At 74.0% G+C, this 17,548-nt stretch carries 10 protein-coding genes; 2 read left to right on the top strand and 8 right to left on the bottom strand.

Annotated elements, in window-relative coordinates; genetic code table 11:
• The first annotated feature begins 12 nt into the window (after positions 1–12).
• A complete protein-coding gene (locus ABIA38_RS10365; RefSeq protein ID WP_424638223.1) occupies positions 13–1,161 on the top strand; it encodes a hypothetical protein in 1,149 nt (382 codons plus the stop codon).
• Positions 1,162–1,249: 88 nt separating this feature from the next.
• Here ABIA38_RS10365 and ABIA38_RS10360 read toward each other — a convergent pair whose 3' ends face one another.
• The 8 genes from ABIA38_RS10360 to ABIA38_RS10325 all read right to left on the bottom strand — a co-directional run bounded on the left by ABIA38_RS10360 (position 1,250) and on the right by ABIA38_RS10325 (position 16,471).
• The gene (locus tag ABIA38_RS10360) at positions 1,250–2,929 is read right to left on the bottom strand and encodes an ATP-binding cassette domain-containing protein (protein WP_424638222.1); all 1,680 of its coding nucleotides are present in this window, start codon (positions 2,927–2,929) and stop codon (positions 1,250–1,252) included.
• Positions 2,930–5,634: 2,705 nt separating this feature from the next.
• The gene (locus ABIA38_RS10355; RefSeq protein WP_424638221.1) at positions 5,635–7,446 is read right to left on the bottom strand and encodes an ABC transporter ATP-binding protein; all 1,812 of its coding nucleotides are present in this window, start codon (positions 7,444–7,446) and stop codon (positions 5,635–5,637) included.
• A gap of 280 nt (positions 7,447–7,726) precedes the next feature.
• On the bottom strand, positions 7,727–7,864 hold the full coding sequence (locus tag ABIA38_RS10350) for a VenA family class IV lanthipeptide (RefSeq protein WP_406281762.1): 138 nt from the start codon (positions 7,862–7,864) through the stop codon (positions 7,727–7,729).
• 78 nt (positions 7,865–7,942) lie between these two features.
• Positions 7,943–9,760, bottom strand: a complete 1,818-nt coding sequence (locus ABIA38_RS10345) for an alpha/beta fold hydrolase (RefSeq protein ID WP_424638429.1) — start codon at positions 9,758–9,760, stop codon at positions 7,943–7,945.
• 5 nt (positions 9,761–9,765) lie between these two features.
• Positions 9,766–12,696, bottom strand: coding sequence for a class IV lanthionine synthetase LanL (gene lanL, locus ABIA38_RS10340; RefSeq protein WP_424638220.1), 2,931 nt, complete (start codon positions 12,694–12,696; stop codon positions 9,766–9,768).
• A 340-nt stretch (positions 12,697–13,036) separates the two neighbouring features.
• Positions 13,037–13,708, bottom strand: coding sequence for a response regulator (locus ABIA38_RS10335; protein WP_424638219.1), 672 nt, complete (start codon positions 13,706–13,708; stop codon positions 13,037–13,039).
• Complete coding sequence (locus ABIA38_RS10330; protein ID WP_424638218.1) at positions 13,705–14,967, bottom strand: sensor histidine kinase; 1,263 nt, start codon at positions 14,965–14,967, stop codon at positions 13,705–13,707. Before ABIA38_RS10330 ends, ABIA38_RS10335 begins: the two co-directional genes overlap by 4 nt.
• 193 nt (positions 14,968–15,160) lie before the next feature.
• Positions 15,161–16,471 (bottom strand): PASTA domain-containing protein, encoded by a 1,311-nt coding sequence (locus tag ABIA38_RS10325; protein ID WP_424638217.1) that lies wholly within the window; start codon positions 16,469–16,471, stop codon positions 15,161–15,163.
• 168 nt (positions 16,472–16,639) lie between these two features.
• Here ABIA38_RS10325 and ABIA38_RS10320 point away from each other — a divergent pair, with 168 nt between their 5' ends.
• Positions 16,640–17,485 carry a Nif3-like dinuclear metal center hexameric protein gene (locus ABIA38_RS10320; RefSeq protein ID WP_424638216.1) on the top strand — a complete coding sequence of 282 codons (846 nt, stop codon included), beginning with the start codon at positions 16,640–16,642 and terminating at the stop codon, positions 17,483–17,485.
• The last annotated feature ends 63 nt before the right edge of the window (positions 17,486–17,548 follow it).

Raw genomic sequence — 17,548 nt, 5'->3', positions numbered from 1 at the left:
GAAGGGCTCCCCGTGCTGACCTCCGCCGACGACTTCCCGATCCACCAGACCCCGGAACCGGTGGCCACGCCCGCCACCTCGGACCGCAACGCGTACGACCGCTACTGGTTCAACGGCTACGACCGCGACGGCGCGTTCTACTTCGCCTTCTCGCACGGGCTCTACCCGAACCGGTTCGTCGCCGACGCGCACTTCACGATCAGCGTGGACGGCGTCCAGCACAGCCTGCACGCGTCCCGCCGGGCCCCGCTGGACCGGTTCGACCTCACCGTCGGTCCGGTCGGCATCGAGGTGCTCACCCCGCTCAAGGTGCTCCGGGTATACGTCGAGCCGAACGAGCACGGCCTGGGCTGCGACCTGACCTTCACCGCGCGCGCCGCCGCGATCGAGGAGGAACGCACCACCACCCGCAACGGGCATCACGTGATCATGGACTCGACCCGATTGACCCAACTCGGCGTCTGGTCCGGCACGGTGACCCTGCCGGGCGGCCGGGTCCTGGCCATCGACCCGGCGACCACACTCGGCACCCGGGACCGCTCGTGGGGCGTGCGCCCGGTCGGGGAGCGCGAGGCCGGCGCGCCCAAGCCGGTCAACCCGCTCCTCTGGTTGTGGACGCCGATCCACTGGGCGGACGAGGTCAGCCTGTGGGCCTCGTTCGAGCGCGCGGACGGGCACATGTACCACGTCGACGGCAAACGGGTGGCCGCCACGCCGCTCGGCGAACTGCCCGATCCGGCGGCCGTACCGGTCCCCGAGGACGAGCCCGCGTTCGCGAAACTGACGCCGCATCACCACGCGCTCACCTGGGTGCCCGGCACCCGGCGGATCGCGGGCGGCGAGTTCCACATGACGGACGATGCGGGCGAGCCGTTCGGGTACCGGATCGAGCCGGTCGGTACGCGCGGGCTGCTCGCCGGGCTCGGCTATCTGCACTCCGAGTGGGGGCACGCGGTATGGCAGGGCGAGCTGAAAGTCGGCTACGAGAGCTGGGAGTTGGCCACGGTGGACCCGCTCGCGTTCGACCGGCAGCACCAGCAGCAGGTGATCCGGGTGACCGAACTGACCGGCGCGGGACGGGTCGGCGTGGGTGTGGTCGAGCAACTGTTCTTCGGGCCGCACGAGCCGTACGGGTTCAAGGAGATCCTGGACGGCGCGTGAGGCGGTCGCGTTAGGCGGTCGGGTGGGGGCGGACGGGTCGGTATCAGAGGTGCCCGGAGTGCCAGGGGCGCCAGGAGCGCCGGAGGTATCAGACCCGGTCCGGCGCGGGCTTCTCGAACCAGTCGGCCGGTTCGGCCGGTCGTTGCTCCCACGCGCCGACCAGGTCGCGGTACAGCGGTGAACCGGCGAGCAGTTCGTGGTGGGTGCCCAGGGTCGGCCGGTTGCCGTCCATGAGCAGGATGTGGTCCGCCCGGCGGGCCGAGTCGATCCGGTGTGCGATCACCACCAGGGCGCCCGCCCGGGTCGCGAACGCGGCCTCGGCGAGCGCCTCGGTCGGCGGATCCAGATGGCACGTGGCCTCGTCGAGGATCACGAAGCGGGCGGGGGAGAGGTACGTCCGGGCCAGCGCGATCAGTTGGCGCTCGCCGGCCGACAGCGCGCCCGGGTCGGTGATCGGCGCGTCGGGGCCGCCGAGCCGGGTGACCAGTTCGGCGGCGCCGACCAGCCGTACGGCGCGGTCGAGTTCGGCGCGGGTGGCGTTCGGGGCGAGGTAGCTCAGGTTCTCGCGTACGGAGCCGGCGAAGACGTACGCCTCCTGCGGGACGACCGCGACGGCGGCCCGGAGGGCGGGCTCGGGCCAGGCGGTGAGCGGGGTGTCGGCGAGCCGCACGGTGCCGTGGTCCGGGGTGAGCAGGCCGGCCAGGAGGGCGGCGAGGGTGGACTTGCCGATGCCGCTCGGGCCGACCACGGCCAGGTGCGAACCGGCGGTGACGGTCATCGACAGGTCGCGTACCACCGGCTCGGCGAACGGGCCGTAGCCGAAGCCGACCCGGTCCAGAACCAGACCGCCGGCCCCATCGGGGGCGGGCGCGCGGCGGGGCGCCGGTACCGGGGCCGGGGTCGCCGCGCCGGCCTGGGCGAGCCGGCCGGCGACCACGAGCAGCTCCAGGAACCAGCCGCCGACGGTCGCGGTCGCGGCGCGTACCGCGGGCTCGAGGTGCTGGGCCAGGTACAGCGCGGCGCCGGCCACCTCGCCGGTGCTCAGCGTGCCGTGCCGGACCAGCCATGGGGCCGCGATCAGCACGGCGAGCAGGGGGAGTTGGCCGCCGAGGGCGACCACGAGCAGGCGTACCGAGGAGGCGCGCGCGAGCAGCCCGGCCGCGCGCGCCTGGGCGTCGGCGGCGGCGCCGAGTTCGGCCACGACCCGGTCCTGTGCACCGCACGCCACCACGTCCCGGAGTCCGGCGACGACCCGGCCGGTGCGGGTGGCGATCTCCTCGTCGGCCAGCACGAGAGCGCGCCGGCGACGGGCCAGCGGGGGCAGCAGGCGGACGAACAACCACGCGGCGAGGCCGAGTGGGATCAGTACGAGCGGGAGCAACGCGGGCGCGAGCAGCGCGATGCCGAACAGCGCGGCGACGATGGTCACACCGAGCTGGCGCAGCGTACGCAGCAGCGACGCGGTCAGATTGCGGACGCTCTCCACCTGCTCGGTCAGCCTGGCCACCGCCGCGTCCGCGCCGGGGCGCCCGGCGGTCGCGTCGACCATCGCCGACGACACCACACGCCGCACCAACGTGTCCCGAATCGGCTCCACGACCGCCGCGAGATGCGGAAACATCGCGTAGGTCGCGGCGGCCCGAATCAACATCGCCAGCGCGAGCACCCCGAGCAACACGAACCCGACCCCGGTCCGCCCGGCCAAGAACCCCCGATCAAGCGCGGCGGCCAGCAACGCCCCCGACAACAGGGCCGGTACGCCCTCCACCACCGACCACCCGAGAACCCACCCGAGCGCCCCCCGCCGCTCCCGAAACAGCCCGACCAAAAGCCCCCGCCCGGCCCGCAGCCCACCGCCATAGGGCCCGGCACTGTGCCGGCGCCGCGCCGGAGCCTTTCGGCCGCCGCGCCGCCACCGTGGTGTCGGTTCGGCAGGACGGATGGAGCCCGCGTCGGTGGGGTCGTCGGCCTCGTGCGCCGCGCCGGCCTGCTCGGCTTCGCGCGTCCGGTGGGCCTCGCCGGCCGAGTCGCTTCCGGACCCGAGCGCGATCCATCCACCTGCGTCGCCGCCGACGTCGCCGGGTGACCCACCCGCCGAGCCGAACGGAGCCTGCCCCGAGCGCGGCGCCCCGACCTCGCCCGCCGCCGACCCGCCCCGGGACCCAAGCCCAACCGATCCGGCCACGTCGATTCTTCCGACCTCGCCGGCCGCTTCGGGTACCCCGCCGAACAACTCACGCCCCGGGGGCGTTTGCGGTGTGTCGGCTGTGCTCCATGGGTCGGCGCCGGGCCGGTCCACGCCGGACGCGGGCTGGTCGGGCGCGGGCTGGTCGGGCGCCGACTCGGCCGCCATGGCTCGGTGCGGGTCGGCGTCGTTGGCCGGCTCGCCCATGGAATCGAACCGGCCTTGCACAGAAGTCGATTGCCCGGTGTCGGCCGGATCGGGCTCGCCGGCGGCCCGGTTACCCGGGTCGGCGGAGGCAGCCCCAAGCATCTGCTCGGCCGGGTCGAACCGGTGTTGCCCAGGCGGCGATTGCTCGGTGCCGGGCATTGGCGAACCATCGTCTTGGGCCGTTCCCGGCGTAGGCGTGGGCGTGCCGTCCGGGTCGGTGGGGGTGGTCTCGGGGAGCGTGTTCTGCGCCGGGTCGGACCTGCGCGAGCGGGAACGGCGGTGGGCGGCGCCGGAGCGGCGGGGTGGGGTTGGGTCGATGCCTTGCGGTGGGGTGGCGGGTGGTTCCTCGGCGTCGGCCGCCTGGGGGGTTGGCAGTCGGTTCTCGGGAAGTGGCCGCGAAGCGCGCATACTTCGCCGGATTCGGGGTGATTCCGGTCGGGGCTTGCGTCGGCGACCGTGGCCTCCTCGGATGGACCGCGGCCGCTCGGCGTCTCGGTCTCGGGGTGGGTCCGTGGCCGGGGGAGTGGCAGCCGGGGTCGGCGGTGCCGGAGGAGGGGCGAATCGTGTTGGGCCGGCGGTGGGTCGGCCGGTCGGTGTGAGGGGCTCGGGAGCCTGGTGCGTCGAGTGTCGGCGGTGCGGATCCGAGCCGCGCGGGTCATCCGGGTCGGCCGAGCCCGTCCCGGGTGGCGGCGTGGCCGACTCACCGGCGGGCTGCGACATTTCGTCGACCGCTCCGACGGGGGTTCGGCGTCCCGCCCGGCCTCGACCTCGCCGCCTCTCGCCGGCGGCCTCTTCCTGGCCGAACTCACCCTCGCCCGGCGCCGGATCGCCCCCGACGTCGGCGACCCTGCGGTCGAGGGGAACGATGTACACCCGCCCGCCCTGTCGCCACGGACGCCCCTGGTCGACAACCGCCGCACCGCCGTATGCGCCCGAGTCCGGCGCATGCTCACCCCGTTCCGGAACGGCCTCGATGTCGGCGTCGGCGTCCGGGAACTCCCGGGACGGGGCCACCGCCCGCCGCCGCAATCCGCTCTGTCCCCGGCCCCGTCCCCAGCGCCTGCCGGGGACGACGGGCTCCACCGCCGCGCCGCCGCCGTCCGTGCCTGCCCCGATGTCCGCGCGGGCATCGCCGAGTTGCCCGACCGGTGGCACCACCCGGCGCCGTCGCCCACCCCGGACGAGTGGCTCGACCGCCGCGCCGTCGTCCGCCATGCCGGTCCCGATGTCTGTTCGGGCATCGCCGAGTTCCCCGGCCGAGGCCACCGCCCGCTCCCGCAGACTCCGCCCCCATCGGCCGCCCCGGACCACCGCTCCGGCCGCCGCGCCGCCCTTCTCCCTGACTGCCTCGATGTCCGCCTCGATGTCGCCCCGGGTAACGCCGAGTTCGCCGACCGGTGCCGCCACCCGGCGCCGTCGTCCGCCCGGTCCCTCTCCCGTGCTTCGGCGCCACCGGCGCCCTCGGGTGGTGCGTTCGGCTTCTTCACCCTCGTAGGCGTCCGCGCGTGGTGGCTCGGGGCTCGGCGCGTTCATCTCCCGGACCGGGATCACCACCCGCGTTCGGCGCCCGCCGGGCCCGCCTCCCACGACGGGTTCCGCCGCCCCGCCGTCGTCCGCACTCGCGTCCGGGGATTCCTCGCCGCGCCCGAGAGCTGCCTCGATGTCGGCGCCCGCGTCGCCGAGTGCCCAGACCGGGATCACCACCCGGCGACGCTCCCTCGGCTCGGGTACGTCGGTTCGGTGTCCCTCGTCGGTCATCCGGCATCCCCCTTCGACCCCGGCCGGCTCGCCGGATTTCGTCGTCTCGTCATCGGCGATCGGCGCCGAGCGCCCCTCCATCGGCGCGCCGTCCACCGACACCGCCGAACACCGGACCCACGCACCGTGTCCCTCCCGCGCCGCAGTCCCGAAGGGCCGATCGCCCTTGGCCCGCGCCGAATCGACACCCGTCGCGCCGTCGTCGCTACCACCGCCTCCGGGTCGGCCCGTCCCGCGCCTGTCGGGCCGTGTCGCGCCGTCCCCGAGCCCCGGGGCGGATCCCCCTTCGGCTCGCGCCCCCGCACCCTCCGAGACCGGTTCGCTCACGAGTCCGTGTTCCGCTCGGGCTCGGGGGCGGGCCCGCCGAAGACCGCTCGGTAGGTCGGGTCGTGCCACAGTTCGGCGTGGGGGGCGATGGCCCGGACGTGGCCGGCGTCGAGCCAGACGACGAAGTCGGCGTCCGCTGCCACCGTCGCGCGGTGCGCGATGATCAGGCGGGTTCGGTCGGCCAGCGCGGCGCGGAAGGACTCCCGGACCTGGTGTTCGGTGACCGTGTCGAGCCCGCTGGTCGCGTCGTCGAGGATCAGTACCCGGGCGTCCTGGACCAACGCCCGGGCCAGACCGAGCCGTTGCACCTCGCCGCCGGACAGCGCGAGGCCCTGCGTCGGCGTCGCGTAGCCCGCCGGGAGCCGGCGGACGAAGTCGTCCGCGTGGGCCGTCCGGGCAGCCCCCACCACCGCCGCCGAACCCGCCCCGGGTCGGCCGTACGCCAACGCCCCCGCCAGATCCGCGCCGACCAGGACCGGTCGTGGGAAGGCGTACGCGACCCCGCGCCGCAACTCGCCGCGCGCCAACCGGGTCACCGGGAGCCCGTCCAGGAGCACCTCGCCCTCGTCCGGCTCGCGCAGCCGCCCGGCCAGTGCGGCCAGCGTGGACTTGCCCGACCCGGACGCCCCGACCAACGCCACACACGTGCCCGCCGGCACCGTCAGGTCGATCCCGTCGAGCACGACCCGGCCGTCCGGCACCCGTACCCGCACACCCCGGAAGGTCAACTCGCCCCGCCCCGGCGGCAAGGTGCGCGCCGTGCCGTATCCCGCCGGCTCGACCGCAAGCAGTTCGGCTGCCCGAGCCCGGCCCGCCCGGGCGTGTGCGACGCCGACCAGCGCCTCGACCTGCTCCAGGAATCCCAGGCCCAGTGCCGCGTATCCGGCCGCCGCGACCAACTGCCCGGGCGGGATCCGGCCTTCGGCGAGCAACCACCCCGCGATCGAGAGCACGGTCAACTCGACCAGTGGGGCGAGCAGCAACACCCGGGCAACCGCGGTGCGTTGGGCCCGCCACAGGCCGTGTCCCGCCGCCGACAGCTCGGGCAGCGGGGCCAGGATCCGGGCGATCTCGCGATCGCGCGTGCCGCAGGCCCGGATCGTCCTGGCTCCGGTGAGTGCGTCGGTCAACCGCGCGGCCACCGTGCCCTGGACCACCTGATAGCGGGTGAACAGGTCGGTCGCCCGGGCCATGAACAGGCGGACCACCACCAGGCCCGGCAACAGTCCGGCGACGAAGCCGACCGCCAGCCACGGATCGATCAGGGCCAGTGCGACGATCCCGCCGAGCGAGGTGACCAGCGCGCCGAGCGTGCCGAGCAGCGCGGGGACCAGGCCGGCCGCGTCCGGCGCGGCGCCGACCAGGCGCGACGCGACGTCCCCGGCGGCAAAAGGATTCCGCGCCCCCGTGCCGAGATCGGTGATCCGAATCGCGAGCATCCGTCGCAATCGAGCGGTCAACGCGGCGGCGAGTCCGGGACCGGCGATCTCCACCAGCACACCCGCGAGCAGGCCCAGGGCGAGTACGGCCACCAGCCGGATGGTCGACCCCCACGCGGAACCGCCACCCACCACGGCGTCCACCGACCCGGCCACCGCCGCCGGCAACAACAGCGCGGCGATCGACCCGGCCGGGACGGCGACACACAGGACGCCGGTCGGCCACGGCGCGATCCGGAACGCGGCCCGAAACCCGGTCCCGGTGCGATCCGCCCGCGGCGGCTCGGCGGGCCCGGCGGATCCGCCGAGCCCGGGGATCCCACCCGACCGGCCCGGCGCAACCGGTGTGGCTATCGGGACATCGGCCACGGCGTGCCTCCTCGGATGCGCGGACCGTCGAACGGGTCATCGAACGAACCGGCGCACGAACACGCGCCGTCGAGAGGAAATCCGGCGCCGAGCGGCGTGCCCACTGGGCCGCACCCGCTCGGATTGCCATGCTGAACCTCGGCCCGGTGCCCGGGAGCTCCTGATTCCGGCAGGAACTCCCGGTCCCGGGTTCGTACTTGCCGGGGTCGAAGACCGGTCCACCGGCCCGAATCCCGACGTCGGGGGTGGTCGGGCCAGCCCGACTACCCGGGTTACCCGACTAGCTGATCGTGAAGATCAGGCAGGTGATCAGCAGGCAGGTGAACTGACACCCGTTGCCGCCGTGCCCGCCCAGCTCGACCGACTCGGTCTCGGGGAGCTGCTGCAGGGCGGCGAGGTCGGTCTCGATGTGTTCCATGGTGATCTCCTTCGGGACGGTGCGGCCGCCGCGAGCGGTTGCCCGCGACGGGTGTTGCGGGGCGATTCCCCCGGTACGTCACACCCGGCCGGTTTGCAGGAAACCGGTCAGGCGGGCGTGGAGTTCGGGTGCCCCATCCCCGGTCAGGACCTCATGGCCCACACCGGGAAGCTCCAGGTAACGAAAATCGGCGCCCTCGACCCGACCGCGCGCGAGCAGCGTGTGGCGCAGGGTCCGGGACTGGCCGACCGGGATGGTGTCGTCCCGGTCGCCGTGCGCGAACAGCAGCGGTACGACGATCCGATCGCACAACGCGAGCACATCGCGCGGCCCCGACTCGTCGACGTACTCCGTATCGCCGCCCAGCCGGGTCATCAGTGCGCGGATCGGCAACGAGGCCTCCGCGATCAACCTCGGCCCGGACAGGAACGGCGCGACCGCCAGACACCGCGACCACACGTTCGGCGCGAGCGCCGCAGCCAACAGCGCGAGGTAGGCCCCGTAGCTGACCCCGAACAGGGCCGGCGGCGCGAGCCCGAACGCGGCCCGCTCGGCGCCCAGCGTGCGCCCGATCGCGGTTACGTCGGCCAGGTCCGGCCCGCCCCACGCACCGTGCAACTCGCGGGCGAAGCGCGCGCCGTACCCGACACTGCCGCGCTGATTCGGCGCCACCACCGCGATGCCCGCCGCCGCGAGCCGTTGCAGCAGCGGGTCGAACTCGAACCGCCAGGCCGAGGCCGGACCGCCGTGCAGGGCGAGCAGGACATGCTCCGCGCCGCGCCAATTCGGCCCGCCGTAGACGATCGACTCGACCGGACCGGTCCCGCCGACGAGCAGTTCGAGGTGCGCCGGTCGCCACACCGGGCGCGCCGCGTCGTCGAAGCCGATGAACGGACCCGGCTCGCCGTCCTGTCGCCACGACCCCGGCTCGGTCGGCTCGAGCCGGGCCAGGCAACTGGGCCGATCCGGCGCGGAGAACGGGATCCGCAACCCCTGCCCGGTCCATCGGCCGACCCCGCCCAGACACCCGTCCGGCGTGGCCACTTCGAGCATTCGGCCGTCCTCGGGGGTCCAGACCGCCAACCGGGAGAGCGCCCCCCGATCCAGTTGCACCGCGACCCGGCGGCCGTCCGGCGCGATCGCGATCGGCCGTACCTGCGCGTCCGGGACGTGCACCGCCTCGGGGAAGCGCACCTGCCCCGGCGCCTGCCCACGATCGGCGGGCAGCCGGATCCAGCCGAGCCGATCGCTGCCCGGCGCGTCGCTGGCGATCACCAGCAGTCCGCCGACCGGATCGGCCAGCAGGAGCCGGTCGTTGCTGTCCTCGGTCAGCTCCAGGAAGGGCCGTGGGGTCGCCGTCTCGAAGTCCAGCGCGACGGTCTTGATCCGCCCCGCCCGCACCTCGTCGAGGGCGAGTCGGCGACCGGTCGGGTCGAGCCAGACGCCACCGCTGTACAGACCCGACAACTCGGCCACGGTGTCCAACCGGCCGTCCTCCCGGACCAACCACACCGTGGTCGACGGGGTGGTGTCCGCACCCAGTGCCAGCGCGAGTGCGTCCGGACCCGGATACGGCAGCAGCCGCAGGCCGGGCAGCCGCACCGTGGTCAAGTGCCGCTCGCTGCCCGCCTCGTCGGCCTCCAGGACGGCCACCTCGTGCCGCCCCGGCTGATGCCGGCAGACCAGCACCCGACCGTCGGTGAGGGCCAGCAACTGGGTGTGCAGCCGCTCCGGCGTCCCGGTGCCCACCGGCACCGCGCCACTGGCCCGTCCCGGCCGTAACGACCACGACTCGACCCGCCAACTGCCGTCGCCCGGCGTGGCCAGACACGCCGCATGCCCACCGTCCGCCGCGAACGACCAACTGATCCGGCGTAACGGCCGAGTCGCCACCATCGTGCTCACGCGCCCGCACCGCCCGCACCGTGCGACCGACCCGACGGGCCCGACGCCTCCGAACCGCCCGAACCTTCCGGGCCCGCCGAGCCGTCCAGCCACAGCCGCCCGCCGCCGTGCCCGAGCCGCAGCAGGAAACCGAGAACCCCGGCGGTCCCGGTGCCGTACGACGCGGACACGCCGGTCGCGCTCTCGTCGGCGGGCACCCGCAGCCCGTCGATCAGCGCGGTCCGCACCCGCAGCTGGTCGGCGAGTTCGCCGGCGTACCCGCGATACGTCGGGTCGTTGAGGAACTCGGCCAGGTCGAGCAGGAATTCGCCGTTGCCCGCGAGGCCGTGACAGGCCGTGGTGCCGCAGTGCCAGCGGGCCCGCCGGACCGCCGAGCCCGCCCGCTCGGCCAGTTCGCGGTACTGCGGATCGCCGTCCGCGCGCCACAGGCGGACCAGGAACGTACCCACCCCGGCCGAACCGCTGCACCAGTACGCCAGCCGCACGCCCGCCGGATCACCGGGCCCCTGCGGCCACCACGCGGTGTCGCCGTCGGTGCGCACCGTGCGGGCGAGGGTCCGCGCCGCGGCCCGGGCACCCGCCAGGTAGCGCTCGTGGCCGGTGGCCAGGGCCGCGTCCAGGAGAAACGTACCCACGCCCGCGACGCCGTGCGCGAAGCCCAGATGCGCGGCGCCGGCCAGCCGCGAGTCGAAGTCCTTCGGCACCGGCCACAGGGTCAGCTCGCCCGCCCCGCGAGCCGCGCCGAGCAGCGCGTCGGCGCACGTGAGGACCCGCTCCCGGAACCGCTCGTCGCCGGTGGCCCGCCACATCCGGACCTGGAGCAGGCCGGCCCCGGCGGCGCCGTGGCAGACGTCCGGGTTGGGCCACACGATCGGTACGCGCAGCGCCGTGTCGAGCGCGCCGGCGGCCAGTTCGGCGTCGCCGAGCAGTGTCGCCGCGTCGTAGAGCGCCCATGCGGTCCCGGAGCGGCCGAAGTGCAATCCGGGCAGCAGCACCGGCTCGGCGGCGGCCCGATCGCGCAGCCAGGTCGCGCCGTCCTCGACCGCGCGGTGCAGCGCGTAGCGCAGCCGGGGTTCGAGCGTCGTGGTGTGCGCGGCCCGGGCCAACACCCCCAGCACACCGGCCGCGCCGTACTGCACACTGCACGGATCCATCGTCGCGGCGCCGGCGGTCATCGGCCACAACCGGTCCACCCGCCCCGGTGTCATGCCGGCGATCAGATGCGCCAGCCCGTCCCGAAGGAGCAGGTCGTCCTCCGGTGGTTGCGGATGCGGCGGCACCTTGTCGCCCTCGGTATCGGGATGCGGCCGAGGCCCATCGGGCACATCCCGCCGCCCGGCTCCGACCACCGCTCCCGGATCGCCGCCCCCCTCGCCCAACCCGTCGACAAACCCCCGCAGCCGCCGGCCGGTCCACCGCAGCGCCGGGTCCTCGTGCCACAACCCCCGGATCGCCGGTGCCAGCCGGCGTGCCGTCTCGCCCGCGCGCGCCGCCGACTCCAGCCAGGCACCCAGGCGTTCCACCGTGGTGCGGCTCGTCCCGACGTCCTCGGGCAGGGCCGGGTCGGCGCCGGTGGCCAGCAGGAAGAACAGGCTGCCCAGGCTGTACAGGTCGGCCGAGGGATGGGCCGGATGCTCACCGCCGGCCGTCGGTCGTTGTTCCGGCGCCCGATAGCCGGGTGTGCCCGCCGCCCCCGCCCGCGTGCCGCTCTCGGCGGCCAACTCCAGATCCACCAACCGCACCGCGAGATCCGGCCCGACCAGCACGTTCGTCGGTGACAGGTCGCGGATCACCAACCCCTCGCCATGCACGGTCCGGACCAGCCGAAGCAGCCCCTCGACCAGCGTGCGCGCCTGCGGCCACGGCACGTCCGGGTCCTGCGCGTGTCGGCCGACCCACGTGCGCAACGGCTCGCCGGGCACTCGCTCCTGGGCCAGGAAGATCGTCTCGGCCTCCTCCAGGAGCGCGACCTGACGCGGCGTCACCCCGGTGTGCGCGAGCCGCTGCATCAGCACCGCCTCGTGCCGCAGCGCCGCGCACGCGTCGCGCCCGGAGCGGTCCACCTCGATGTGCGCACGAGCCTGCTTGACCACCACGTCGGCGTTCGTCGAGGTGTCCTTGCCCAGGAACACGCCGCCCTTGGCGGAGTGCCGCAGCGCCGAGGTGACCGCGAACCGGCCGCCGATCAGCACCCCGGGCGGGCGCGCCGCGGCCGGCGCCGCGGCGGCCGAACGGGCCCGCTCCACCAGCGGATCGGGCGCCCACGGCGGCGGGGTGAACCACGCCTCGCGGGGGTCGTCCACGGCGAGTCCGTCGGGATCGGTGAGCACCGCGCGATAGCCGCCGTCGTTGCCGAGCACGGCCCGCCGGCCGAACCCGCCGTAGCGGTAGTGCACCACGCTGCCGGGTCGGCACGGCCGGTCGGACAGGATGCCGGGGCCGGTGAGTTCGCGCGTCACCTCGTCGAGGGCGTCCACCAACTCCATGAACTGCTCGTCGTCGTTCGGATAGACGGTGATGAACTTGCCCGCCGAAGCCCGGTCCGCCTCCCGGGAGTTGAGCAGCCGCAGCCGCTCCACGTCACCGGCGAACTTGAATGCCACCCGGCGCGGCAGCAGCACATCGCAGACCCGGCCCAGCACATTCGGCGCGTCCCCGGTCCGCGCGCTGACGTGGATCTTCCAACCCTGCGCCCGCACCGCGTGCCCGGGCGGTCGTACGGTGCACCAGAAGTCGTCCGAGCGGACATCCCAGTCACCCTCGCCGGCGGCGGAGGTCGAAGTCGGCGCCGGCTCGTTCGATGCCTGTTCCCGGACACCGACCGCGTCGCGGTCGAGCGCCGCACGGACCCGGTCGACCAGGTTCGTACCCGGCGCGCCGTGGCCGCCGGTGCGCTCCGCACGGTGCCCACGAGTCGTCGTAGCCATCCCTGGACTTCCCCCCTCGACTGAGCCCTCGCGCTCCGGTCGACGAGACGCGTCACGCTCGTCGGCCGATGCCCGGAAACGGTGGTCGGACGACCGGGTGTCCGGGTCGCCGACGTGGCCGCCCCGCCTCGGATCGCTCCCCCCGGCGGGACGGCATGACCGTACGCAGCGCGTTCGGGCCACCTCAACGAGTTGCGGCCGCCTTCACCCCTTTGAGTGAAGTGACCTGCGTTGGGGGTTGCTTCGTCAGTTGATCTGCATATTTCCGAACACCGGTCGTCGGCGCAGGTCAGCGCGCCGACACGGGCACAACCATGCGGCTGGGGATGGGCTGTTCGGACTACTCGCCGATTCCGCGCTGCTGGGCCAGAATCGCCGCTTGGACCCGGCTGCGCAGGCCCAGTTTGGTGAGGATGCGGCTCACGTGCGTCTTGGCGGTGGCCTCGGCCATGTCCAGGTGTTCGGCGATCCGCTGGTTCGACATGCCCCGGCCCAGACAGCCCAGTACGTCGCGCTCGCGCGGGGTGAGCGAGGCGAGCGCCTCGTCGGCCGGCTCGGGGCCCTCGGCGAGCCGCGATCCGGGCGGCCCGGCGAACGCGTGGATCAGCCGCCGGGTGACCTCCGGTGCCAGGAATCCGTCGCCGCGCGCGACCAGACGCACCGCCTCGACCAGGCGGTCCGCGTCGGCGGACTTGAGCAGGAACCCGGCGGCGCCCGCGCGCAGCGCGCCGAACACGTACTCGTCCAGGTCGAACGTGGTCAGCACCAGTACGTCCAGCCCGTCCGCGGTCAGCTCCCGGGTCGCGCTGATCCCGTCCAGGCGCGGCATCCGCACATCCATCAGCACCACGTCCGGGCGCAACGACCGGGCCAGCGCCACCGCGTCCGCACCGTCGGCGGCCTGCCCCACCACCTCGATGCCCGGCGCGGCGTCCAGGATCAACACGAGGCCGGCCCGGACCGCCGCCTGATCCTCGGCGACCAGCACCCGCAACGTCGCGAGATCGTTCACCCGGTCCCACCCTTCGGCCCCGTCGAGGCGTTGTTCGTGGCGTCGAGCACCACGTCGTCGCCGCACGGGAGTTCGGCCCGTACGTGCCACCGGCCGTCGCGCGGCCCGGCCTCGAACACGCCGCCGAGCAGGGACACCCGCTCCGACATGCCGACCAGGCCGGCGCGCGCGCCGGGCAGCCGGGTCACATGCTCCGGATCGATCCCGTTGTCGCTGGTGATCACCACATCATCGGTGCGATAGGCGAACACCATGCGCAATTCCTGCGGCGTGGCGTGCTTGAGCGCGTTGGTCAGGGTCTCCTGGACCACCCGGTAGGCGGCCAGATCGACCGGTGTCGGCAACTCCCGCACCACGCCGGTGACCTCGATGTCGACGATCAGCCCGGCCCGGCGGACATGTTCGACGAGCCGATCGGTCTCGGCCAGGCGCGGCACCGACACCGGCTCCTCGGGGGTGTGCTCCGAGCGCAGCAGGCCGATCATCCGGCGCATCTCGGTGAGCCCCTGCACACTGCTCTCCCGAATCACCTCGAGCGTCTCGCGCAGCCGGGCCTCGTCCAGGCTCTTCACGGACAGCGCGGCGGTGGACTGGACCGCGACCGCGCTCAGGTGGTTCGCGATCACGTCGTGCAACTCGCGTGCCATCCGCGCCCGTTCGGCGACCACCGCGGCCTGATGGTCGAGTTCGGCCAGCCGCGCGGTCTGCGTCGCGCGCAGCCGTTCCACCTCGGCCTTCTCCCGATGCTCGCGCACCGAGAAGCCGGTGAGCACGGGGGAGATGGCGACCAGGCCGATGTAGAACACGGACAGGACGAAGGCGCGAAAGCTGCCGACGATCGCCCAGATCGTGCCCGCGCCGACGATCAGCACCACGACGTTGCCGTAGAGCAGCCGAAACGCCAGCCGCGAACTGCCGTACAGGCACGCCGCGTAGAGCACGTCCGACCACATGATCAGGGCACCGATGGAGGGCCCGAGGAGGATGTCCACGCCCTCGCAGGCCAGCGCGAGGAACAGCGCGAAGCGCGGCGAAGTGCTGCGGTGACACTCCGCGACGGTGAGCAGGAGCAGCGGCAGCAGGCGCAACCATTGGCTCGGGTCCCAGACGCTCCAGATCACGTAGGACTTGGTGATCAGCAGGACGAGCGCGCCCGCGAGCACCACGCCGCCGATGGCGACATCGCGGCGGATCGGCGGCGCGAGGCCGGGCAGACGAAAGGGCAGGGGACGCTGCCACGCGGAGGTCGGATCGCTCACGCCCCCATCCCAACATCATTGGGACGGGCGCGCCGACCATTGCGGGCCGATGCCGGGCGAATCGTCCTGATTCGCAGTGCTTATCGCTACTTCGGCTGAAAGCGAATCCCGCCGTCGAGCCGGATCACCGCGGCATCGAGGTAACTGTTCGTGAGCAGTCGGTATGCGAGCGACGACATCGCCGGGCGCGGCACTAACGCGGCGTCGGCGAGGCCCCGCTCGGCGCGCTCGCCACGTTCACCGTCACCGTCGAGCCCCGCCCGAGCGCCGTCCCGGCGGCCGGCGAGGAGCCGATCACCGTGCCCTCGGGGACACCGTCCGTCGGCACCTGGACGAACTTCGCCACCAGGTCGACACTCGCCAACTGCGAGTCGGCCTCGGACACCGACAGACCACGCAGCGGCGGCACGGTGGTCGTCGGCGACACCGGCGGCGTCGAGTCGGCGGGTGACCCCGTGGTCACCGGCCGAGTGGCCGGCGCGGTCGTCCGGCTCCCGGACATCACCACCACGACGTCCGCCTGATCCCGATCCACCTTTCGCCCCGCCGCCGGATCGGTGGACACGATGGTGCCGCCGCTGCCCTTGACCGTTCCCCGGAAGCCCTTCTCCCGGAGCACCGCGACACCCTGCGCCTCGGTCATCCCGACCACGTTCGGCACGGTCAGCCGCTCCGGCGCGCTGCTGCTCGGGCCGGCCGAGTCGGACGGGTCGGGCGTACTGGTCACCGGCGCCTCGGTGGTCGGCCCGGGCCCGGCGGTCGTCGCGTACGGCTCCGCCGTGCTCGGCCGGGTCTTCGCGGCGGGCTTCGTATCGTCCGAACCCGCCATCGCCATGCCGATCAGCAGGGCCACCACGATCGCCGCCACCGTGCCGAACACGGCCGCGGCGATCCTGGTCCGCCGATTGCCGGCCCGACGCCCGCGCTCCCCGTCGTACGGATCCGGCGGCGCGCCCGCCGCCCGCCCGCCGGCCGCCTCGTCGCCGGTGGCCACCACCCGTACCGAGAACGGCGCGCACGCCGCCACCCGCATGTCCCGCTCCGAGACCACCCGCACCGCGACGTCGGTCTCCTCGACCACATGCTCGGTGTCCTCGAACGCGCTGCCGCCGCTGTCGGTGCCGACCTCGCCGAGTCCGAAGATCCCGCTCGGCGCGAGCTGCTCCTCGATGTCCGGCGGCACCGTGTAGACGATGGTCCACACCCGTTCCTCGCCCGGATACACGTCCGGCGGTCCGGGTCGGTCCAGGCCGATCCGGCGGCCGGCGTCCCGGGGCAGCTCGGGGTCGTAACGATCCGGCGCGCTGCCCGCGTTGCGCAGGGTCAGCGTCACCATGACCGTCTCGCCGGGAGCCGCGGTGATCCGACGAGGCTCGCACCAGGCCTGCACCGCGAGCGCGGGATCGCCCATCCGCTGCCCGTGCAGGTCGGTGCCGCATTGTTCGCCCGGGCAATACGCGTCGGTCTCCGGATACGGCGTACCGCAGAGCAGACAGTGCACCATCGTCGTCGTTCCCCTCGTCGTCGTACGACAGTGCGAGCCTGCCTACCGCACAAACGCTTCGGATGGGGTCGAGTTCGCACAATCGGAGGGCGAGTCGGGATGCTGTGTCGGCTCCCGTCCGGGATGCCCGAATCCGGGCCGACCGCCGTAGCGGGGTAACCTCCCTTCGTGCCCAAGCTCTCCGACGTCGTCACCGCCCTCGAACGGATCTACCACCCCGATTGGGCCGAATCCTGGGACGCGGTCGGGCTGGTCTGCGGCGACCCGGACGCGGAGGTGCGCTCGGTGTTGTTCGCCGTCGACCCGACGCAGGCGGTCGCGGACGAGGCGCTCGCCCGCGGCGCCGACCTCCTGGTCACCCACCACCCGCTGTTCCTGCGCGGCGTGCACTCGGTCGCCGCGACCGGATTCAAGGGACGGGTGGTGCACACGCTGATCACCGGGGGTTGTGCGCTGCACGTGGCGCACACCAACGCCGACTCGGCCGCCCCCGGCGTCTCGGACGCCCTCGCCGCCGCCCTCGGGCTGACCGTCCTCGCGCCGCTGGAACCGCTCTCGGCCGAGCCCGGCGAATGTCGGGGGATCGGCCGGATCGGCGAGTTGGCCCGGCCCGAGACGCTCGCCGCGTTCGCCGCCCGCGCCGCCCGGGCGCTGCCGCACACCGCGACCGGACTGCGGGTGGCGGGCGACCCGGACCGCCCGGTGCGTACCGTGGCGGTCTGCGGCGGCGCCGGGGACAGCCTGTTCGACGCGGTCCGACGCCGCGGCGCCGATGTCTATGTCACCGCCGACCTGCGCCACCATCCGGCCTCGGAGGCACTGGAGCACGGCGGCCCCGCGCTGCTCGATGCGCCACACTGGGCCACCGAGTGGCCGTGGCTGGCATTCGCGGCCGACGAACTCACCCGTGCGCTCGCGGCAACCGGTACTACGGTGGAAACCCACGTGTCGGAACTAGTCACCGACCCATGGACGTTCGTCACCAGGCCCGATCGGCCCACCGGTCGCCGGTAACACCGAAGCCCACTCACCAAACGCAACGCGTGGGCGGGTGGGAAACCAATCCCGCCCACCCGG

The sequence above is a fragment of the Embleya sp. AB8 genome (genome assembly GCF_049739465.1).
In the GTDB taxonomy this organism is placed as follows: domain Bacteria; phylum Actinomycetota; class Actinomycetes; order Streptomycetales; family Streptomycetaceae; genus Embleya.
Note: the sequence above shows the minus strand (reverse complement) of the source record. Positions and strands in the feature narration are given on the sequence as shown.